This window comes from Pseudomonas sp. S11P7 (assembly GCF_023195435.1).
GTDB classification, from domain to species: Bacteria; Pseudomonadota; Gammaproteobacteria; order Pseudomonadales; family Pseudomonadaceae; genus Aquipseudomonas; species Aquipseudomonas fluorescens_G.
In genome coordinates this window covers 1,249,905-1,270,856 of record NZ_JALPKS020000002.1, presented here as the reverse complement: position 1 = coordinate 1,270,856, position 20,952 = coordinate 1,249,905, and the positions used below count along the sequence as shown (strand labels likewise).

At 60.4% G+C, this 20,952-nt stretch carries 14 protein-coding genes and 2 pseudogenes; 8 read left to right on the top strand and 8 right to left on the bottom strand.

What is annotated here, in order from left to right; all coding sequences use genetic code 11:
* The first annotated feature begins 140 nt into the window (after positions 1-140).
* From M0746_RS05900 to M0746_RS05890, 3 genes are read left to right on the top strand one after another with little or no spacing between them, the layout of a single operon-like run.
* Positions 141-767: a response regulator transcription factor gene (locus tag M0746_RS05900; protein ID WP_208941065.1), complete on the top strand. Its 627-nt coding sequence runs from the start codon at positions 141-143 to the stop codon at positions 765-767.
* Between the two features lie 7 nt (positions 768-774).
* Positions 775-4,419 (top strand): transporter substrate-binding domain-containing protein, encoded by a 3,645-nt coding sequence (locus tag M0746_RS05895; RefSeq protein ID WP_258448478.1) that lies wholly within the window; start codon positions 775-777, stop codon positions 4,417-4,419.
* 47 nt (positions 4,420-4,466) lie between these two features.
* On the top strand, positions 4,467-7,412 hold the full coding sequence (locus M0746_RS05890; protein ID WP_258448477.1) for an HD domain-containing phosphohydrolase: 2,946 nt from the start codon (positions 4,467-4,469) through the stop codon (positions 7,410-7,412).
* Here the strand turns inward: M0746_RS05890 and M0746_RS05885 are convergent, their stop codons facing one another.
* Positions 7,413-7,895 (bottom strand): GAF domain-containing protein, encoded by a 483-nt coding sequence (locus M0746_RS05885; RefSeq protein ID WP_208940319.1) that lies wholly within the window; start codon positions 7,893-7,895, stop codon positions 7,413-7,415.
* Positions 7,892-8,782: an ATP-binding protein gene (locus M0746_RS05880; RefSeq protein WP_208940318.1), complete on the bottom strand. Its 891-nt coding sequence runs from the start codon at positions 8,780-8,782 to the stop codon at positions 7,892-7,894. The genes M0746_RS05885 and M0746_RS05880 overlap by 4 nt, the downstream gene beginning before the upstream one ends.
* A gap of 166 nt (positions 8,783-8,948) precedes the next feature.
* On the opposite strand from M0746_RS05880, the pseudogene M0746_RS05875 reads away from it, so the two are divergent.
* A pseudogene (locus M0746_RS05875) lies at positions 8,949-11,271 on the top strand (response regulator).
* On the opposite strand, the gene M0746_RS05870 reads toward M0746_RS05875, so the two are convergent.
* From M0746_RS05870 to msrB, 3 genes are all read right to left on the bottom strand, one after another.
* Entirely contained in the window at positions 11,255-11,716 is a 462-nt protein-coding gene (locus tag M0746_RS05870; RefSeq protein ID WP_258448476.1) for a MarR family winged helix-turn-helix transcriptional regulator, read from the bottom strand. The pseudogene M0746_RS05875 and the gene M0746_RS05870 sit on opposite strands and share 17 nt — an antisense overlap.
* Entirely contained in the window at positions 11,713-12,198 is a 486-nt protein-coding gene (locus M0746_RS05865) for a glutathione peroxidase (protein WP_093099714.1), read from the bottom strand. The genes M0746_RS05870 and M0746_RS05865 overlap by 4 nt, the downstream gene beginning before the upstream one ends.
* A gap of 109 nt (positions 12,199-12,307) precedes the next feature.
* The gene (gene msrB / locus M0746_RS05860) at positions 12,308-12,703 is read right to left on the bottom strand and encodes a peptide-methionine (R)-S-oxide reductase MsrB (protein WP_258448475.1); all 396 of its coding nucleotides are present in this window, start codon (positions 12,701-12,703) and stop codon (positions 12,308-12,310) included.
* Between the two features lie 224 nt (positions 12,704-12,927).
* Here msrB and M0746_RS05855 point away from each other — a divergent pair, with 224 nt between their 5' ends.
* Both M0746_RS05855 and htpX read left to right on the top strand, forming a co-directional pair.
* Positions 12,928-14,139 (top strand): pyridoxal phosphate-dependent aminotransferase, encoded by a 1,212-nt coding sequence (locus M0746_RS05855; RefSeq protein WP_090284931.1) that lies wholly within the window; start codon positions 12,928-12,930, stop codon positions 14,137-14,139.
* A 303-nt stretch (positions 14,140-14,442) separates the two neighbouring features.
* On the top strand, positions 14,443-15,330 hold the full coding sequence (gene htpX, locus M0746_RS05850) for a protease HtpX (protein WP_007908619.1): 888 nt from the start codon (positions 14,443-14,445) through the stop codon (positions 15,328-15,330).
* A 196-nt stretch (positions 15,331-15,526) separates the two neighbouring features.
* Here the strand turns inward: htpX and M0746_RS05845 are convergent, their stop codons facing one another.
* Entirely contained in the window at positions 15,527-16,183 is a 657-nt protein-coding gene (locus M0746_RS05845; protein WP_258448474.1) for a thiopurine S-methyltransferase, read from the bottom strand.
* A 102-nt stretch (positions 16,184-16,285) separates the two neighbouring features.
* On the opposite strand from M0746_RS05845, the gene M0746_RS05840 reads away from it, so the two are divergent.
* Positions 16,286-17,053, top strand: coding sequence for a DODA-type extradiol aromatic ring-opening family dioxygenase (locus M0746_RS05840; RefSeq protein ID WP_258448473.1), 768 nt, complete (start codon positions 16,286-16,288; stop codon positions 17,051-17,053).
* 116 nt (positions 17,054-17,169) lie between these two features.
* Here the strand turns inward: M0746_RS05840 and M0746_RS05835 are convergent, their stop codons facing one another.
* The gene (locus tag M0746_RS05835; RefSeq protein ID WP_090284939.1) at positions 17,170-18,843 is read right to left on the bottom strand and encodes a DEAD/DEAH box helicase; all 1,674 of its coding nucleotides are present in this window, start codon (positions 18,841-18,843) and stop codon (positions 17,170-17,172) included.
* A gap of 420 nt (positions 18,844-19,263) precedes the next feature.
* Here M0746_RS05835 and M0746_RS05830 point away from each other — a divergent pair.
* A pseudogene (locus tag M0746_RS05830) lies at positions 19,264-20,053 on the top strand (crotonase/enoyl-CoA hydratase family protein).
* Between the two features lie 105 nt (positions 20,054-20,158).
* Here the strand turns inward: M0746_RS05830 and M0746_RS05825 are convergent.
* The gene (locus M0746_RS05825) at positions 20,159-20,914 is read right to left on the bottom strand and encodes a spermidine synthase (RefSeq protein WP_258448472.1); all 756 of its coding nucleotides are present in this window, start codon (positions 20,912-20,914) and stop codon (positions 20,159-20,161) included.
* Between the last annotated feature and the right edge of the window lie 38 nt (positions 20,915-20,952).

Here is a 20,952-nt window from a genome sequence, read left to right as displayed (position 1 = left end):
ACCCAGTTCAACCGTAGTCCGCTTCCTCATTGCTTGTAGGACTTATCCGATACAACGACTAAGACCTCGTCACTCCCTGCGAGTGCTCATACAACTGAGCTAAGGTGCGCGCTTTATTCGCGCTCGCATGGGATTTTATTATGAACTCCGTTTTTATCGTCGACGATCACCCGGTCATCCGTCTCGCCGTTCGAATGCTGCTCGAACATGAAGGTTACAAGGTCGTCGGCGAGACCGACAACGGAGTCGATGCCATGCAGATGGTCCGCGAATGCATGCCCGACCTGGTCATCCTCGACGTGAGCATTCCCAAACTGGACGGCCTGGAAGTCCTGGCCCGCTTCAATGCCATGGGATCGCCGCTGAAAATCCTGATCCTGACCGCCCAGTGCCCGACGCTCTTCGGCATTCGCTGCATGCAATCCGGCGCCTCAGGCTATGTTTGCAAACAGGAAGACCTGAGCGAGCTGGTCAGTGCGATCAAAGCGGTACTTTCCGGTTACAACTATTTCCCAAGCCAGGCATTGAATCCGGTTCGTAGTGACGACGTCCGTTATGCCGAACTTGAACTGTTCAAATCCGTCAATGATCGCGAATTGATGGTGTTGCAACTTTTTGCCCAAGGCCGCACCAACAAGGAAATCGCCAAAGGCATGTTTCTGAGTAATAAAACCGTCAGCACTTACAAAAAACGCCTGATGCAAAAACTCAAAGCCAAATCCCTTGTAGAACTTATCGAAATGGCCAAACGCAACGCACTCGTGTGAGAGCCTCATGCCCAGTCGTTTGAAGAACTATCTATTGGCGTTGAGCGCAAGTCTGCTCCTGAGCGGCAACGTCTTCGCCCAGCCCGACACCTCGCCGGACTACGCCTTGCTCAGCCGGTCAGCGAGCGAAGCGGTATCGGTTACGCTCGACCCGTCCCAGCGCCAGTGGCTGCGTGAACGCAAACAACTGGTATTGGGCACCTCCGCGCCCGACTACCCGCCGTTCGACATGACAGTCAGTGGCAAGGATTACGAAGGCCTCACCGCCGACTACGCCGGGCTGCTCAGCCAGGCCATTGGTCTGCCGATCCGGGTGCAGCGTTTCCCTTCACGCGATGCGGCAATCCGCGCCCTGCTCGACGGCCAGGTCGACCTGCTCGGGACCGCCAACGGATTCGAAGCCAGCAACGCCAACCTCGCTCTTTCCACCCCATATGCCTTCGACCAGCCCGTGCTGGTCACCCGCGAGGATGAAACCCGCTCGCTCAGCGAAGGCCTCGCCGGGCTGCGGCTGAGCATGGTCTACCACTACCTGCCGCTGCCCGAGATCAGGGCGCTGTATCCGAAAGCACTGATCACCTGTTACCCCTCCTACCAGAACGCGATCAACGCGGTGGCATTCGATCAGGCCGATGTGTTTCTCGGCGATACCCTTTCCACTCATTACATGATCAACAAGGGCTACCTGAACAACGTGCGCATGGCCAATTTCGGCAAGCAGGAAGCCCAGGGTTTCAGCTTCGCCGTGCGCCGCAGCAATCCGCAACTGTTGAGCATCATCGACCACGTGATCAAAGCCGTTCCGGCGACCGAACGCGACAGCATTGCCAAACGCTGGAGCGCCGGCAGCGATCTGCTGCTCAGCGAGCAGAAACCGCAACTGACCGAGCGCGAAGAAGCCTGGCTCAAACAGCATCCGGTCGTCAGCGTGGTGGTGAACGAGGCCTTCGCCCCTCTGACGTTCTTTGACAACGACGGCAACTTTCGCGGTATCAGCGCCGACCTGCTCGAACTGATCCGCCTGCGCACCGGCCTGCGCTTCGAGATCCGGCGCAGCCGTAACGACGCGGAGATGATCCAGCAAATCGATCGCCATCAAGCAGACCTGATCGCCGCGCTGCTGCCGTCGCAAGAACGTGAGAAACACCTGAGTTTCAGTCGGCCCTATCTGGAAAACTCCTACGTTTTGCTGACGCGCAAGAGCGCCGACGGCCCGACCAATCTCGGTCAGTTGCGCGGCAAGCACTTGGCCATCGCCCAGGGCAATCCGATCATCGACTACCTGCGTGAGGAGTTTCCCCGCATCCATCTGATTGAAACGGCGGATACCTTCAGCGCCGTGTCGCTGCTTGCCGAAGGCCAGGTCGACGGCGCGGTGAATTCGCTGGTCATCGCCAATTACTTCATATCCTCGCGGATCTTCAACCAGCCACTGCAGATCACCACCACCATCGGTACAGGCCAGGCCGCGTTCTCACTGGCGACGGCGCGTGACAACACCGAACTGACCTCGATCATCAACAAGGCGCTACTGAGCATCGCGCCTGATGAACTGGGCGTGATCAACGGTCGCTGGCGCGGTTACTCCACCGCCTCGCAGAACATTTGGCACAATTACCAGCGCCTGTTCTATCAGGTCATTCTGGTCGCCTGTCTGCTGTTGTTGCTGCTACTGGCCTGGAACGCGTACATGCGTCACCAGATCAAGCAACGCCAGGCTGCCGAACGTGCGCTGAGCGATCAGCTGGAGTTCATGCGTTCACTGGTGGACGGCACCCCGCATCCGATTTACGTACGCGACCGCCAGGGCTTGCTGCAAAGCTGCAATGAAAGCTACCTCGAAGTCTTCGCTGCCAAGCGTGAGGATGTGATTGGCAAAAGCGTCGTCGAAGGCACCCTGAGCAATGCTTGCGAGGCGCAGGCCTTTCACGCCGACTACCAGCGAGTCGTTGCCGAAGGCACGCCGATGGTGGTCGACCGGCCTTTGCACATCGGCAACCGGCGCCTGACGATCTATCACTGGATACTGCCGTATCGCGATTCCAGCGGCGCTGTGCAGGGCATCATCGGCGGCTGGATCGACATCAGCGAGCGCCGTCAATTGTTCGATGAGCTGCGCACGGCCAAGGAGCAGGCGGACGAGGCCAGCCGGGCTAAAAGTACCTTTCTGGCGACCATGAGCCATGAGATCCGCACGCCGATGAACGCCGTGATCGGCATGCTCGAGCTGACCCTCAGACGCATGGATCAACAGCACCCCGATCGCTCGTCGATCGACATTGCGTACCATTCGGCCAAGGATCTGCTCGGTCTGATTGGCGATATTCTCGACATCGCCCGTATCGAATCCGGGCGCCTGAGCCTGTGTCCGGAGCGGGTCAATCTGGTCGATACGGTGGCATCGGTCACGCGCATCTTCGACGGCCTCGCCCGGCAGAAAAACCTCGTCCTGCAAACCCTGCTCAATCCACCGGAGCTCGCGGTCGACGTGTATCTCGACCCGCTGCGCTTCAAGCAGGTGCTGTCGAATCTGGTCAGCAACGCGATCAAATTCACCGAGCAGGGCCATGTCAGAATTACGCTCGACCTGATGAACACCGAGCTGCCCGGCCGTGCGCTGATGCAACTGACCGTGCAGGACAGCGGCATCGGTATCAGCGCCGAAGACCAGCAACGCCTGTTCGCGCCATTCGCTCAGGCGCAGAACGGTAATCGACATGGCCGCAGCGGCGCCGGTCTGGGCCTGGTGATCAGTCGCAACCTGTGCGAAATGATGGGTGGGCAACTGCAATTGAGCAGCCAACCGGGAATCGGCACACAAGTGTGTCTTTCGTTGGCTGTGGACACGCTGCCGGCACAGCTGAGCGGGGGCCAGAACGAAGCCGAGATCAAGCCAGCGCGAACGCCACTGAGCGTACTGGTGGTGGATGATCATCCGGCCAACCGCTTGTTGATGTGTCAACAGCTGGAGTTTCTTGGCCATCGCTTCAGCGTTGCCGAAAATGGCTGTATCGGCCTGGAACGGTGGAAGGCTGGCCACTTCGATCTGGTGATTGTCGACTGCAACATGCCGTTGATGAACGGCTACGAGCTGACCCGCGCCATTCGCCAGCATGAACTGCAGACGCGCAGTCCACCCTGCGTTGTGTTGGGATTTACTGCCAACGCTCAACCGGAGGAAGTCCTGCGTTGCAAACAGGCCGGCATGGACGATTGCCTGTTCAAGCCGCTGAGTCTGAGCCTGCTCAGTGAATGGGTCGATGGCATCACGCCGGCGTCGTCAGGCTCGGCGTTCGATCTGCAAAACCTCGACATGCTGACTGGCGGCAACCCGGCACAGACCCGCCGCTTGCTTGCCGAGCTGCTCAAGAGCAGCCACCTCGACCGCCAGGAGCTGCTGGCGTTAGCCCCGGCCAATGACCGCGCGGCGCTGGCGGCGGTCGCGCACAAGATCAAGGGCGCGGCGCGCATTGCGCAGGCGGCCAAGGTCATCGAATGTTGCGAAGCCCTTGAACAGGCGTGCATCAATGCCGCGCCAGCAGATGAGCTTGCCCGCCATTGCGAAGCGAGCAGCCAGGCGATGCTCGATCTGGAGCAGGCCTTGCAACAACAATTGGCGCTGTCGGAGCAAAGCACAATGAGCTTGCCTTAACTATGCTGGGTGCTGAGCAGTGAGTTAACCATCATGGAGAGCCAGAAATGCCCAGCCCACTGCGCCCGGAACAACGCCGGTTTCCGCTGCACGTGCACATTAGCGTCATGTTCACCTGCCTGCTGCTGCTCACAGGGATCGTGCTGGGGTTGTTCCATTACCGCCAGACCACCCAGATCATCCTGTCGAGCAGCGAAAAACTGTTCAACCGGATCGAACAGGACGTGCGCCTGGACATGGCCGCCACCTATCAACCGATCCGTCATCTGTTGAGCCTGCTGGCGGGCGATCCTGCCGCGCAGGCGGATAATCTGGAGCAACGCCTGGCCTTGCTCAGGCCGTTCAGCCAGTCACTGACCGATAACCCCAGTCTGGCGTCGTTGTATCTGGGTTATGCCAACGGCGACTTTTTCATGGTGCGGCCATTACGCAGCGCCGCGCTTAAAACCTTGCTCAAAGCGCCCGAGGCCGCAGCGTTTCAGGTCTGGAGCATCGAACATGACGCGCAGGGCAGCCTGCATTCGCAGTCACTGTTCTTCGACCCGGCCCTGCTGCCGGTCGGTCGTCAGGACAACCTCGCCGACCGCTACGATCCGCGCAGTCGCGCCTGGTTCACCCAGGCGCGCGAACAAAGCGAACAGATCACCACCGAACCCTATGTGTTTTTCTCCACGCACAACGTCGGCACCACCCTGGCCCGGCGCAGTGGTGACAACGCAGTGATCGGCGCCGACCTGACGCTGGTCGCCCTGTCGGCAACCTTGAGTAAACATGTCGTCACGCCATCCACTGAAATCGCCCTGTTCGATGCCGATGGCAATGCCGTGGCCTACCCTGACAGCCAACGCCTGATCGTCGAAGGCAGCGCGGCGAGCCTGGCCAAGGCGGCGGATCTGAGCCCCGCCCTGCACGCACTGATGACGGGCGCACCCAGCGGCAATCGCCTGAGTGCCGATGGCCGCCATTGGATCGTCGCGCGCAGCACTGTCGAGGAAGGTGGCCCGAAGGGCTTGCAGTTGGCACTGCTGGTGCCGGAGGACGAATTGCTGGTCGATGCCTACCGTTTGCGCTGGCAGGGTGCGCTGATCACTCTGGCAATCCTGCTGTTGTGCCTGCCGTTGGGCTGGGTAATCTCGCGGATTCTGGTCAAGCCGCTGCACGCGCTGGTCAAGGAAGCCGACGCGATCCGCAGTTTCAATTTCGACTTTCCCTCGGCACGTCGCTCACCGGTACTTGAAGTCGATCAGTTGAGCGTGTCGATGGCACGCATGAAAGACACTTTGGCGAGTTTCTTCCGCATCACCGACACCCTTGGGGCCGAAACGCGCTTCGCCTCTCTGCTGCAACGGGTGCTGTTTGAAACGGTGCAGATTGCCCAGGCGCAGGCCGGGCTGATCTACCTGCGCGAAAGCGACAGCACACTCATGGAGCCTTATGGACTGATCATCGACGGCGCGCCTCAGGCACTGGAAACTTTCGAGATACAGGGCCACGACCTGCAGCACAGCAGCGGCCCCGAGTGGTTCGAGCGACTGATCAGCGCCAACAATGTCGTCAGCCATCTCGGTTTCGATCAGGCCGGGGATCTGCAAAGAGTGCTGCTGTCTATGCAAGCGCCACGCATTCATTTGATCGGCATCCGCCTGCACAATCGCCATGACGAAACCATCGGCTTGTTGATTTTGCTGGTCAACGACAGCGGCACCATCGCTGACCTGGAAAAACTGCGGCCCGACCGCATCGCTTTCCTGCAGGCTGTTTCCGGCGCGGCAGCGGTGAGCATCGAGAGTCAGCGACTGCAAGCGCGGCAGAAACAACTACTGGATGCTTTCATTCAGTTGCTGGCCGGTGCCATCGATGCAAAAAGTCCGTACACCGGCGGGCATTGCCAGCGGGTGCCGGAGCTGACACTGATGCTCGCTCAGGCCGCTGCGGCCAGCAATGCGCCGGCCTTCCGTGCCTATCAGCCCAGCGAAGATGAGTGGGAAGCCCTGCACATCGCTGCCTGGCTACATGACTGCGGCAAGGTGACGACGCCGGAATATGTGGTCGACAAGGCCACCAAACTGGAAACCATCAACGACCGCATTCATGAAATCCGCACCCGTTTCGAAGTGCTCAAACGCGATGCCTGGGTTGGCTATTGGCAGGCGCTTGCCCTGGGCGGCGATGAGTCAGCCCTGGCGGGGCTGCGCGACACGACGCTGGCGGCGCTGGATGATGACTTTGCGTTTGTTGCACGTTGCAACCTGGGCAGCGAGGCCATGGCTGACGCCGATCTGCAACGCCTGAACACACTGGCGCAGCGCACCTGGATGCGCACGCTGGATGACCGTCTGGGCGTGTCGTGGGAAGAGAACCGGCGTCAGGCGCGCACACCCGCGCCGAGCTTGCCGGTGCGGGAAAAACTGTTGGCGGACAAGCCCGAACATTTGCTCGAACGTGACCCCAACGAGTTGATTCCCGAAGACAATCCGTGGGGGTTCAAGCTCGATGTGCCGCGCTACAAATACAATCGCGGCGAGCTGTACAACCTGAGCATCAGCCGCGGCACGCTGACTCGCGAGGAGCGCTATGTGATCAACCATCACATGGTGCAGACCATCATGATGCTCAGCCACCTGCCCTTCCCCGGTCACCTCGAGAGCATTGCCGAAATTGCCGGTGGCCATCACGAAAAAATGGACGGCACCGGATACCCGAAACGCTTGAAGCGTGAGGAAATGAGCCTGCCGGCGCGGATGATGGCGATTGCCGATATCTTCGAAGCGTTGACCGCAGCCGATCGTCCTTACAAGAAAGCCAAGACCCTGAGCGAAGCCTTGGCGATCATGGCCACCATGTGTCGCGAAGCACACATCGATGCGCAGCTGTTTGGCCTGTTCATCAACGAAGGCGTGTACCGGCAGTACGCCGAGCGCTTTCTCGATCCGGCACAGATCGACAGCGTCGACCCGGCCAGCCTGTTGCTCAAGGCTGGCCTCGATCCGTGATCAGCAGTCGGTCAGACGCAGGAAAATCGCCGCCAGCTGCTCGATGCCGGCCTGATCCTGCGCAGCGAAACGCGACAGTTTCGGGCTGTCGAGATCAAGCACACCGATCAGGCGGCCGTCCTTGACCAGCGGCACGACCAGTTCACTGTTCGACGCACTGTCACAGGCGATATGACCGGGAAAGGCATGTACGTCTTCGACGCGCTGGGTTTGCCGGGTGGCCGCTGCCGCACCGCACACACCGCGACCGAACGGAATGCGCACGCAAGCGATCTGGCCCTGAAACGGGCCGAGCACCAGTTCTTCGTTGCGATTGAGGTAAAAACCAGCCCAGTTCAGGTCATCGAGCTGGTTGAACAGAAAGGCCGAGAACTGCGCGGCGTTGGCGATAAAATCGCGCTCGTCCGCCAGCAGCGACTCCAGTTGTGCCGCCAACAGACCATAGCCTTCAAGGCCCTGGCCACTTTGTTGCAAATCGATCATGCCTTGTGCTCCAGCAATTTCAGGCCCACCCAATAGCGGGCAAATTGATACGCGCAACGTCCGTTGCGATTGCCGCGTCCGGTGGCCCAACGCACGGCGAGAATGTCCAGCGCTTCGTCACGCTGCCAGCTCAGGCCGGCCCTGGCCGCCAACTGGCCGATCCAGTGTTCGACAACGTTGAGGAAATGTTCCTGGGTAAACGGGTAGAACGACAGCCACAGGCCGAAACGGTCCGACAGCGCGATCTTGTCTTCAACAGCTTCGCTGGGGTGCAGTTCGCCATCGACGCGCTTCCAGTTTTCGTTGTCGCTTTCCTTTTCCGGCACCAGATGGCGGCGGTTCGAGGTGGCGTACAGCAAGACGTTGTCCGGCGCCTGCTCAAGCGAGCCGTCGAGCACGCTTTTCAATACGCGATAATCGCCTTCGCCGGATTCGAACGACAGGTCATCGCAAAACAGCACGAAGCGTTGCGGCAGCTTGGCGATCTGCTCGACCACCCGCGGCAGATCCGCCAGATGGTCACGCTCGATCTCGATCAGGCGCAGACCGGCCGCAGCGTGTTCAGCCAGCAGCGCGCGCACCAGCGACGATTTGCCGGTACCGCGCGAGCCCCAGAGCAACGCATGGTTGGCTGGCATGCCATCGAGAAATTGTTGGGTGTTGCGGCCCAGTTGTTCCAACTGACGATCGACACCGATAAGGTCCGACAAGCGCATGTCGAGGCTGACTTCCAGCGGCAGCAGATAACCGCTGCGCCCGTCACGCTGCCAGCGCGCGGCCAGACAAGTGCCCCAGTCGATCACCGGCCGTGGCGCCGGCAACAACGGTTCGATGCGCGCCAGAACCGACTCGGCGCGTTCAAGAAAAGCATTCAATCGGGAATCCACGTCTTCTCCTCGGGCACGTTCACAGTGATGATGACGATCCAGCGACGACACACAGACCCCAATCACCCGAGCAAGCCTTGTTACAAGGCGATTCGGGAACCTCGGTATCCATACATGATCGACTATGCTTGAGCAGCGAAGGGAAACGGAAGTGGTTCAACACCCCATGGATATCAAATTCACCCACCGGCTGTCGTACAAGCAAGCCAGGCTTACCGTGCTGGTCGGGTTCATTCTGGGCACGCTGCTCAGCCTGCTGCAAATCGGTATCGATTATGCCAGCGAAGACGCTTCCATCAACCGTGAAATCCTGTCTTTGCTGGAAATCAGCCACAATCCGGCCTCGCGTATCGCCTACAACATCGATGCCGAACTGGCGCAGGAGTTGACCCTGGGCCTGCTGCGCTCGCCAGCGATCATCTCGGCGACGCTCACCGACAACAACGGCACGGTGCTGGCCAACGTCAAACGCCCGGAGCTGCAAAGCGGTTATCGGGTGATCAGCGATTTCCTGTTCGGTGCCAAGCGCCAGTTCGAGGATCGCCTGTATCTGGATCATCTGCCCAACGAATCGCTCGGGGTGTTGAATCTGGAAGTCGACACTTACGCCTTCGGCAGCCGCTTTCTGCGCCGGGCCGAGGTCACCCTGCTCAACGGTTTCGCCCGCAGCCTGTTGCTGACCGGCATCTTGCTCGCGCTGTTCTATGTGATGCTGACCAAACCATTGGTGCGGGTCATCCGCGAACTCAGCGGCCGTGATCCGCGCAGCGCCGAGCCGACTACGCTGGAATGCCCCGCTGGTCATGCCAACGACGAAATCGGCGTACTGGTCAAAGTCGCCAATCAGCAATTCGAGAACATTGCCACCGAGATCCAGCAGCGGCGCAACGCGGAAAACCGCCTGACCGACTACCTCGGTCAACTGGAAAACATCGTCTCGGCGCGCACGGCCGAACTCAAGGCCATCAATGCGCGGCTCAGCCAGTCCAACCAGGAACTGGAAATCGCGCGCAGCACCGCGCTGGACATGGCCGAAGCACGCTCGGCGTTTCTCGCCAACATGAGCCATGAGATCCGCACGCCGCTCAACGGCCTGCTGGGGATGATCGCGCTGTCGCTGGACGGCCCGCTGAACGCCGAACAGCAGCAACAACTGTCGATCGCCCATGACTCGGGCAAGGTTCTGGTCGAATTGCTCAACGACATTCTCGACCTGTCGAAATTCGATGCCGGGCAACTGGAACTCGAACACATTCCGTTCGACCTCGGTTCGCTGATCGAAGACACCGCCAACCTGCTCTCGCAGAACGCCGCGCCAAGCGTCGAGCTGACCTGCCTGATCGATCCGCACTTTCCGGCGCTGGTACTCGGCGACCCGACCCGCGTGCGGCAGATCGTCAGCAACCTGCTGTCCAACGCGCTGAAGTTCACCCGCTTCGGCCGGGTCGACGTGCGTCTTTCAACTTACAAGGAAGGCGTGCGCATCGAAGTCTGCGACACCGGCATCGGCATCGCTCAGGAAGCGCAGTTGAAAATCTTTCAGCCGTTCACCCAGGCGGGGGCCGGTATCACTCGTCAATACGGCGGCACCGGGCTGGGGCTGGCGCTGACCTACAACCTCTGCGAAGCGATGCAGGGTCGGCTGACGATCAGTTCCGAGATCGGCTTCGGCAGTCAGTTCTGCGCCGAGCTGCCGCTGCCCTGTCACACCCGCGCCCTGGCACCGGCGCCGCTGCAAGGGAAGATTCTGGCGATTACCGCTGCCAGCAGTGGTCTGGCGGAGCTGTTGCAAAACCTGCTGCCAGTCTGGGGGCTGGAATACACGCAACGCACCATCGAGGACTCGCTGCTGGGTCTCAAACCTGATGTGCTGATCACCGATTGCCCCGAGTGCCTGTTCGGGCTGCGACCGGCCATTACCGCACCGATTCTGCTGGTGACGGCTTACGGCAGCTTTTTGCCGAGCGAAGAAGCCGCCGCCCTCGCCCCCCCTGCAACAACAGGCGCGCCCATTGGCGCGTAACGCCTTGTACCAGAACCTGCGGCGCACCCTGCAGCCGGAGGTGGTCGCGATCAACGATGCGCAACAGGACACGGCAGCCTCGATCAGTCGCGGGCGCGTGTTGCTGGTCGAGGACAACCCGGTCAATCAACTGGTGGCCAAAGGCATGCTCGGCAAGCTGGGCTGCGACGTAGTGGTCGCCGCCCATGGCGCCGAAGCGCTGGATCAACTTGAATTCAATGATTTCGATCTGGTGTTGATGGATTGCAACATGCCGGTCATGGACGGTTACGAAGCGAGCCGGCAGATCCGCCAGAGCGGACGCTGGCCGCAGCTGCCGATCGTCGCTCTGACCGCCAACGCCATGTCTGAGGAACGTGAACGCTGCCGCGCAGCGGGCATGAGCGATTATCTGGCCAAGCCGTTCCGCCGCGAGGAACTGGCGGCCCTGCTCGATCAGTGGGTACCGACTACGCCAGCGCCTTGATCTGCCCCAACAGATGGTCGAGGCCATTGCGCAACTCATTGAGCCGGTCCAGATCCACGCCGCTGTCGCATAACAGGCGGGCCTTCAGCGGCCCGACCTGTTCACGCAGCGCCTGTCCCGCAGGCGCCAGGCTCAGATGTACTTCACGCTCGTCACGGGCCGAACGTTGGCGCTGCACCAACTGCAATTGCTCCAGACGTTTGAGCAGCGGCGTCAATGTGCCCGAGTCCAGCGCCAGACGCTCGCCCAGCGCTTTGACGGTCGGATGCTGCGGCGCGGCGTCCTGCCATTCCCACAACACCAGCATCGCCAGGTATTGCGGGTACGTCAGGCCAAGCTGATCGAGCATCGGCTTGTAGGCGCGAATCACCGCTCGCGAAGCGGCGTACAGCTTGAAGCACAACTGGCTGTCGAGCTGCAGCGAATCGCCCGGCAGGCTGCTCATTTGAGCAAGGCTTCGATCTCGCGGCTCAGGTCCTGCGGCTTGGTCGCCGGGGCGAAACGCTTGACCAACTGGCCGTCCTTGCCGATCAGAAACTTGGTGAAATTCCATTTGATGCCTTGCGAGCCGAGCACACCGGGCGCGCGTTTCTTCAACTGCACGAACAACGGATGAGCGCCGGCACCGTTGACCTCGACCTTTTTGAACAGTGGAAAGCTGACACCAAAGTTCAACTCACAGAACTCGCTGATCGCGCCTTCGTTACCCGGTTCCTGTTTGCCGAACTGGTTGCAGGGAAAGCCCAATACCACCAGGCCCTGGTCCTTGTAGGTCTGCCACAGTTCTTCGAGACCCTTGTACTGCGGGGTGAAACCGCACTTGCTCGCGGTGTTGACCACCAGAACCGCTTTGCCGGCGAAATCGGCCAGGGTCTTTTGCTCACCCTTGATGGTAGTGCACGGAATGTTCAGCAGGTTGTCGCTCATGAGACAGGCTCCACGAAGGGTCGGCAAAGGCCAAACATAACGAGCAATTCAATTGTGTTCAATTTAATTACTCGATAAAAAGGCGACCCGGCGGTCGCCCTGTTTACGCTTACTCGCGTGGCTCGAGATTCAGGCACACCGAGTTGATGCAGTAGCGCAGACTGGTCGGTGGCGGGCCGTCAGGAAATACATGGCCCAGATGCGCATCGCAGCGCGCGCATTTCACTTCGGTACGGATCATGCCGTGGCTGGTGTCGCGGATTTCGGTCATCGCGCTTGCGCCGATCGGCTCATAAAAACTTGGCCAGCCGCAGCCGGAATCAAACTTGGTCTTCGAATCGAACAGCGGCTCGTTGCAGCAGACACAGTGATAGACACCATCGGTCCTGGTGTCGTTGTATTTGCCGGAGAACGGGCGCTCGGTGGCACTGAGGCGGCACACGTTGTACTGCTCCGGATCGAGCATGGCTTTCCATTCTTCCAGGGTTTTCTGCATCTTTTCCATCATCACACCTCAGCGGCTGAAAAAGCCCGATCTGTACCTTTTCCACGGATCGAGCGGCACGTATGATTGCGCCTCGTCACGCACCAGTCTGGCAGCCAGACCGGGCGCATTCAAACGGATTATCCGAGCCGCGGCTCGATCGGTCCGCCTGTGTGAAGACGCAGGATTCCCAGTACGGTTGTCCATTCGCCGCCTGGATCGTTCATTTTCAGGATCACATCGCCATGCAGTTCAGCAAATCGAACAAGCTCGCCAACGTCTGCTACGACATTCGCGGCCCGGTGCTCAAGCACGCCAAACGTCTGGAGGAGGAAGGCCAGCGCATCCTCAAGCTGAACATCGGCAACCCGGCACCGTTCGGTTTCGAAGCGCCGGACGAAATTCTTCAGGATGTGATCCGCAACCTGCCGACCGCGCAAGGCTACAGCGACTCCAAAGGCCTGTTCAGTGCGCGCAAGGCCGTGATGCAGTACTACCAGCAGAAAAACGTCGAAGGCGTCGGCATCGAAGACATCTACCTGGGCAACGGCGTGTCCGAGCTGATCGTGATGTCGCTGCAGGCGCTGCTCAACAACGGCGACGAAGTGCTGGTGCCGGCCCCGGATTACCCGCTGTGGACCGCCGCCGTCAGCCTCGCCGGCGGTAACGCCGTGCATTACCTGTGTGACGAGGGCGCCGGCTGGTTCCCCGATCTGGCCGACATCAAGGCCAAGATCACCCCGAACACCAAAGCCATGGTGATCATCAACCCGAACAACCCGACCGGCGCGGTGTATTCGAAGGAAGTGCTGCTCGGCATGCTGGAAATCGCCCGGGCGCACAATCTGGTGGTGTTCTCCGACGAGATCTACGACAAGATCCTCTATGACGATGCCGTGCACGTCTGCACCGCCTCGCTGGCGCCGGACCTGCTGTGCCTGACCTTCAACGGCCTGTCGAAATCCTACCGCGTGGCCGGTTTCCGCTCGGGCTGGATCGCCATTTCCGGGCCGAAGCACAACGCGCAGAGCTACATCGAAGGCATCGACATGCTGGCCAACATGCGCCTGTGTGCCAACGTGCCGAGCCAGCACGCGATCCAGACTGCGCTGGGCGGTTACCAGAGCATCAACGATCTGGTGCTGCCGCAGGGTCGCCTGCTGGAACAGCGCAACCGCACCTGGGAGTTGCTCAACGACATTCCCGGCGTCAGCTGCGTCAAACCGATGGGCGCGCTGTATGCGTTCCCCAAAATCGATCCGAAAGTCTGCCCGATCCATAACGACGAGAAATTCGTTCTCGATCTGCTGCTGTCGGAAAAACTGCTGGTTGTCCAAGGCACGGCGTTCAACTGGCCTTGGCCGGACCACTTCCGCGTGGTCACCCTGCCCCGCGTCGACGATCTGGAAATGGCCATCGGCCGCATCGGCAACTTCCTCAAGTCCTATCGCCAGTAACTGGCCAGCAGTGCGCAACAGCCCGATGTTGCGCACTGTCTGATTCAGCAACACTTCTGCGCTGCGCCTGCGCTCATGCCTTCTACACTTGTGTTTCGTGCCCGCTGACAGCGTCCGGGGTAATGGCGACGGGTCGTGGCTGCCCGTCATCCTTGTCCTGATCTGACGTGGGAAATGTGCTGGATAGCAAGGAATTCGCTGTAGGACACAGTTTGAAATAGTCACTCAGTTGAATAGCCCGGTGCGGCACCTTATATACCCCGCAGTACGCTACATCTTTAGCTTGAGGAGATTTCTACAACCATGATGCGCATCCTGCTGTTTTTGGCCACTAACCTGGCGGTCGTGCTGATAGCCAGCATCACCCTGAGCCTGTTCGGCTTCAACGGGTTCATGGCGGCCAACGGGGTCGACCTCGACCTCAGTCAGCTGCTGGTTTTCTGTGCCGTCTTTGGTTTCGCCGGCTCGCTGTTCTCGCTGTTCATCTCCAAGTGGATGGCGAAGATGAGCACGGGCACCCAGATCATCAGCCAGCCGCGGACCCGGCATGAGCAATGGCTGCTGCAAACCGTCGAGCAACTGTCCCGCGAAGCCGGGATCAAGATGCCCGAAGTGGGTATTTTCCCGGCCTACGAAGCGAACGCCTTCGCCACCGGCTGGAACAAGAACGACGCGCTGGTCGCGGTCAGCCAGGGCCTGCTCGAGCGGTTTTCGCCCGATGAAGTCAAAGCCGTGCTGGCCCACGAAATCGGCCACGTCGCCAACGGCGACATGGTCACGCTGGCGTTGATCCAGGGCGTGGTGAACACCTTCGTGATGTTCTTTGCGCGGATCATCGGCAACTTCGTCGACAAGGTGATCTTCAAGAACGAAGAAGGCCAGGGCATTGCCTACTACGTGGCGACCATCTTCGCTGAGCTGGTGCTGGGCATTCTCGCCAGCGCGATCGTCATGTGGTTCTCGCGCAAACGCGAATTCCGCGCTGACGAAGCCGGCGCCCGTCTGGCCGGCACCAGCGCAATGATCGGCGCTCTGCAACGCCTGCGTGCCGAACAGGGCCTGCCGGTGCACATGCCGGACACCCTGAACGCGTTCGGCATCAACGGTGGCATCAAACAGGGCTTCGCCCGCATGTTCATGAGCCACCCGCCGCTGGAAGAGCGTATTGACGCCTTGCGTCGTCGCGGCTGATCCCGAAAGCAATAAAAACAAGGCCCGCAGTGATGCGGGCCTTTTTTATACCTGTGGATTATGCGTCGCGAGTGCCGGCCTCATCGCGAGCAAGCTCGCTCCCACAGGTATTGATGATGTACACAAAATCTGTGTTCCACAACTAGCCCTGTGGGAGCGAGCTTGCTCGCGATGAGGCCAGTAAGTGCGACAAAAGCTATCGACTGGAAATCCGGTAAACCCGCTCCACCAACGACGTCACCCCCGCCTGAGAAAACCTCGGGCTCTCGGCCAACACATCCTGCTCTTCCAGCCTCTGCACCTGCCAGCCCTCACCGAACAACCGCTGCACCTCGGCATCATCAACCGCAAACGGCGGGCCGGGCATTTGCGCCTGCGGGTAATCGAGAGTGATCAACAACCCCCGCACACCCGGCGCGAGGATCTGCTGCAAATGCTCGGCATAACGCTCACGCATCGCCGCCGGCAAGGCGATCAGCGCGGCGCGGTCGTACAACGCCGTGCAACCGGCGACGTCCTGCACCGTCAGCGCAAAGAAGTCGCCGCACCACAGCTCGATGGCATCACCGCGGTAAACCTTGAAAGCGCCCTTCTGGCTGATCTGCGGTTCAACCTGATGCTCACTGAAAAAGTCCTCGATCGCCTTCTCCGAAAGCTCAATCCCGAGCACCTGATGACCGCGCTCGGCAAGCCACAGCACATCCAGACTTTTCCCGCACAGCGGCACCAGCACGCGCGCCGAGGGCTCAATCGGAAGGTCGGGCCAATAGCGTCGCAAATACGGGTTGGCCTCGGGCTGATGAAAGCCGATCTGGTTCGAATCCCATTTCTTGTACCAAAACTCAGGCTGCATGCATCACTCCCGAAAAATCGATGAAAAACCGCGAAAACTTATATTAGATTCAAATCAGTCAACTGACCGAAGATGGGCCATCTTAACCCTCAGGAATCAACCATGTTGCCCAGCCTGTTCATTTCCCATGGCTCACCGATGCTGGCCCTGGAACCCGGTGCCAGCGGCCCGGCATTGGCGCGGCTGGCGGCCGAACTGCCTGAACCCAAAGCCATTGTCATGTTTTCCGCGCACTGGGAGAGCCAAGAGTTACTGGTCAGCAGTCACCCGCAACCGGAAACCTGGCACGACTTCGGCGGTTTTCCTCGCGCATTGTTCGAAGTGCAGTATCCGGCGCCGGGCAATCCGCAACTGGCCGCTGAGGTCGCTGCCCTATTGACCGCCAACCACTTGCCGGCGCGCCTCGACCCGCAACGTCCGTTTGATCATGGCATCTGGGTGCCGCTGTCGCTGATGTATCCGCAAGCGGACATTCCGGTGGTGCAGGTGTCGCTGCCAAGTCGTGGCGGACCTGCGCTGCAAACGCGGGTCGGCCGAGCACTGGCGAGCCTGCGTAATCAGGGCATTCTGTTGATCGGCTCCGGCAGCATCACCCACAACCTGCGCGAACTCGACTGGCATGCCGGCCCGGAAAGCGTCGAGCCGTGGGCACGGGAATTCCGTGACTGGATGATCGACAGGCTGGCGGCCGACGATGAGGCGGCGCTGCATGATTACCGCCAGCAGGCGCCGCATGCGGTGCGCAGTCACCCGAGTGATGAGCATTTGCTGCCGTTGTACTTTGCTCGCGGCGCCGGCGGGGTTTTCAGCGTGGCGCATCAGGGTTTCACGATGGGGGCGCTGGGCATGGATATTTATCGTTTCGGCTGACGTTATCGCTGGCAAGCCAGCTCCCACAGGGTGTTGTGTCGCCCGATAAGCAGGCAAAAAAAATCCCCGAACCAGTCGGGGATTTTTTATGTTCGATCAATCAGCCTGAGGGCGGATTAATCTTCGCGGTAGCGACGCAGTTTCAGCTGCTTGCCGGCGACGCGAGTGTCCTTCAGTTTGGTCAGGAGTTTGTCCAGACCATCTTCCGGCAGCTCGACGAGGCTGAAGCTGTCACGCACCTGGATGCGACCGATCGCTTCGCGGGCCAGGCCACCTTCGTTGAGGATCGCGCCCAGCAGGTTTTTCGCGGCGATACCGTCACGCGCGCCCAGCGCGGTACGGCAACGAGCACGGCCTTCGCCCAGCGGCATTGGCGCGCGACGCTCGCGGTCACCACGATCAGGACGATCACCGGAACGCTCAGGACGGTCGCCACGCGGTGCGTTGTTCGGCACCAGTGGACGTTCCTTCTCGATCGCCGCCAGGTTCAGCGCTTGGCCGTTGGTGGCTTTGCGCAGCAAGGCTGCAGCCAGTGCACGCGGGGTGCAACCGATGTCAGCAGTCAGGCGATCGAGCAGATCACCGTGAGTCGACTCGGCATCGCCAACCAGCGGCGACAGGCTGTTGGTCAGTTTCTTGATGCGTGCATCGAGAACGGCCTGAGCGTCCGGCAGGCGGACTTCAGCAACCTTCTGACCGGTGACGCGCTCGATCACTTGCAGCATGCGGCGCTCACGCGGAGTCACCAGCAGCAGTGCGCGACCTTCGCGACCGGCACGGCCAGTACGGCCGATACGGTGCACGTAGGATTCCGGGTCGTACGGCATGTCCACGTTGAATACGTGAGTGATACGCGGAACGTCCAAACCACGGGCAGCTACGTCGGTCGCAACAACGATGTCCAGACGGCCATCTTTCAGCGAGTCGATCACGCGCTCACGCTGGTTCTGGGCGATGTCACCGTTCAGCGCCGCGGCTTTGTAGCCTTTGGCGTCGAGGGCGCTGGCCAGATCCAGAGTCGCTTGCTTGGTGCGCACGAACATGATCAGTGCGTCGAAGTCTTCGACTTCCAGCAGGCTGAGCACGGCCGAGGTCTTCTGGTCAGCGTGAACCAACAGGTGAGCCTGTTCGATCGCGGTAACGGTCTGGGTCTTGGTCTGGATCTTGACGTGTTGCGGATCGCGCAGATGGCGTTCGGCAATGGCGCGGATCGATTGCGGCAGGGTCGCCGAGAACAGAACGGTCTGACGGGTCGCTGGCAGAGCCTTGAAGATGACTTCCAGGTCATCCATGAAGCCCAGTTTCAGCATTTCGTCAGCTTCGTCGAGAACCAGATGGTTCACGGTCGACAGGACTTTCTCGTCGCGACGCAGGTGGTCACACAGACGACCCGGGGTGGCGACAACGATCTGTGCGCCATTACGGATAGCCTTGAGTTGCGGGCCCATCGGCGCGCCGCCATAAACGGCCACGACAGTAACGCCTGGCATTTGCTTGGCGTAGGTTTCAAAAGCGGTTGCTACTTGCAGCGCCAACTCTCGGGTCGGCGCCAGGATCAGGGCTTGCGGTTCGCGCTTGGCAGGATCGATGCGGTGCAGGATAGGCAGTGCGAACGCGGCGGTTTTACCGGTACCGGTTTGCGCCTGGCCAATCATGTCCTGGCCGGCCATGATGATCGGGATCGATTGCTGCTGAATCGCCGAAGGCTCTTCGTAGCCAGTCGCTGCGACGGCTGCAAGAATATTCGGGTTGAGATTAAAAGCGGCGAATCCGCCGGTTTCCTGGGTCATGGGTCTGCCTCTAAGTGCATCCGCAAAGACCCATGCTCCAAAGCTGCGCATGCCGTGTTGAGACTCAAGAGTCGCCCTGGCAGCTTTGTCGGCGGGGATTTGCGAAAACGAATGAATGAAGATGAATCGTCAAGGGAGAGCCCGCAGTGCGGACGTGCAGCCGAAGCTGACTTCGGGGAATTGCGCTACCTAAACGCGGCCCGGTTAAAGGCCGGCGCGCACTATACCGGATTTTGCCCGAAAAGGGAGCTTTTTTTATCGGTCGGATCGCTGTGTCAGCGCTGTGTCACGGGGTTTTGCAGATAATCGCGCCAGGGTCTATTTTGCAAAGGCCCGCCCCGGCGTGCGATGCCACTTAAACGATTCATCGAGCTGCGACATACCGTCGCGGCGCCGCTCTTCCCGCCCGAGGATTCAGCCATGAATCAGCCCTGCCCCGGCCACGTCAGCCGCGAACGTCGCGGTCACGTTCACCTGATCGGCCTCGATCGGGCTGCCAAACGCAACGCCTTTGATCTGGACCTGCTCAATGATTTGAGTCTGGCCTATGGCGAATTCGAGGCAGACAGCGACGCGCGGGTGGCGGTGGTGTTCGGCCATGGCGAACATTTCACCGCCGGCCTGGATCTGCTCAACGCCAGCGCAGCCTCGCCGAGGGCTGGCAAGTGCCGACTGGCGGTTGCGATCCGTGGGGTGTGTTCGTCGGGCCACGAGTGAGCAAACCGGTGATCGTCGCCGCGCAGGGTTACTGCCTGACCATCGGTATCGAGTTGATGCTGGCTGCAGACATCAACCTTTGCGCCAGCAATACCCGCTTCGCGCAAATGGAAGTGCAGCGTGGGATCTTTCCGTTTGGCGGCGCGACTTTACGCTTTCAGCAGATCGCCGGTTGGGGTAACGCGATGCGCTGGCTGCTGACCGGAGACGAATTCGATGCCCATGACGCGTTGCATCTGGGCCTGGTGCAGGAAGTGATGGCCAGTGAGGATCTGCTGCCACGGGCGATCGAGCTGGCCGAACGGATTGCGCGGCAGGCGCCGCTGGGTGTGCAGGCAACTTTGCTGTCGGCGCGGCAGGCGCGTTATGAGGGGGAATGGCGGCGGCGCAGGGTTTGCCTGCACTGGTAAAAAAGCTATTGAACAGTGAGGATGCCAAGGAAGGGGTGCGGTCGATGGTGGAGCGGCGGCCCGGGGTTTTCAAAGGAGTCTGAAATTTTCGCAGGCTATCAGACCCTCTTCGCGAGCAGGCTCGCTCCCACATAAATGCATTCCAATGTGGGAGCGAGCCTGCTCGCGAAGGGGCCGGCGCTGACAACTCAAGTAGCCGGGCGAATACTGTTGATCAACGACTGCAGCGAATACCCCAACTGCGGCGCCAGCGCTTCAGCCCTCGCCGTCAGCGCTGGTATGTCCAACACCTGATCAAGGTCTGCCGGAACAATCAGAATCACATTGCCCTCCTTCACCGGCAGCTCCCAGTAATGCCGGTGGTAGAGCCCGCGCAGCAACGCCGCGCCCAGCGGTTTGCCGTCATCCGTCGCCCATTGATTGATCACCAGCCAGCCGCCCGGATTCAGGCGCTTCTGGCAGTCACCGAGAAAACTCCAGGCCAGATGCCCGACGCCCGGACCGACGTCAGTATAGAGGTCGACAAAAATCAGGTCCGCTGGCTCTGCGCTCGGCAGCAATTCAAGGGCATCGCCGACCCGAATGTACAAGCGCGGATCATCATCCAGCCCCAGGTATTCGATTGCCAGGCGCGGCACATCCGGCCGCAGCTCAATGGCTTCGACGTCTTCCAGCGGCAGGAATTTCAGGCAGGCCTGGGTCAGCGTGCCAGCACCGAGGCCGAGGAACAGTGCACTTTCCGGCTGTTCATGACACAGCGCGCCAATCAGCATGGCGCGGGTATAGTCGTATTCGAGCCAGCTCGGATCAGCGGTGAACACGCAGCTTTGTTCGATGGCATCGCCGAATTCGAGAAAGCGGTAATCAGCCACTTCCAGCACGCGAATCACGCCGAACTCATCCTGTACTTCGGCGAGCAGATGCTCGACGCGCTCCTCAGTCATTTCGTCTCCTGATGGTCACCGGGCGCGGTGACGCGATG

What these genes read in the sequence shown, in the direction of transcription:
- M0746_RS05885 (WP_208940319.1), bottom strand. Translation starts at nt 7,895, where the DNA reads ATGATCGATTTGCAACAAAGTGGCCAGGGCCTTGAAGGCTATGGTCTG.
- M0746_RS05895 (WP_258448478.1), top strand. Translation starts at nt 775, where the DNA reads ATGCCCAGTCGTTTGAAGAACTATCTATTGGCGTTGAGCGCAAGTCTG.
- M0746_RS05865 (WP_093099714.1), bottom strand. Translation starts at nt 12,198, where the DNA reads ATGAGCGACAACCTGCTGAACATTCCGTGCACTACCATCAAGGGTGAG.
- M0746_RS05870 (WP_258448476.1), bottom strand. Translation starts at nt 11,716, where the DNA reads ATGAGCAGCCTGCCGGGCGATTCGCTGCAGCTCGACAGCCAGTTGTGC.
- M0746_RS05900 (WP_208941065.1), top strand. Translation starts at nt 141, where the DNA reads ATGAACTCCGTTTTTATCGTCGACGATCACCCGGTCATCCGTCTCGCC.
- htpX (WP_007908619.1), top strand. Translation starts at nt 14,443, where the DNA reads ATGATGCGCATCCTGCTGTTTTTGGCCACTAACCTGGCGGTCGTGCTG.
- M0746_RS05825 (WP_258448472.1), bottom strand. Translation starts at nt 20,914, where the DNA reads ATGACTGAGGAGCGCGTCGAGCATCTGCTCGCCGAAGTACAGGATGAG.
- M0746_RS05890 (WP_258448477.1), top strand. Translation starts at nt 4,467, where the DNA reads ATGCCCAGCCCACTGCGCCCGGAACAACGCCGGTTTCCGCTGCACGTG.
- msrB (WP_258448475.1), bottom strand. Translation starts at nt 12,703, where the DNA reads ATGGAAAAGATGCAGAAAACCCTGGAAGAATGGAAAGCCATGCTCGAT.
- M0746_RS05840 (WP_258448473.1), top strand. Translation starts at nt 16,286, where the DNA reads ATGTTGCCCAGCCTGTTCATTTCCCATGGCTCACCGATGCTGGCCCTG.
- M0746_RS05835 (WP_090284939.1), bottom strand. Translation starts at nt 18,843, where the DNA reads ATGACCCAGGAAACCGGCGGATTCGCCGCTTTTAATCTCAACCCGAAT.
- M0746_RS05855 (WP_090284931.1), top strand. Translation starts at nt 12,928, where the DNA reads ATGCAGTTCAGCAAATCGAACAAGCTCGCCAACGTCTGCTACGACATT.
- M0746_RS05845 (WP_258448474.1), bottom strand. Translation starts at nt 16,183, where the DNA reads ATGCAGCCTGAGTTTTGGTACAAGAAATGGGATTCGAACCAGATCGGC.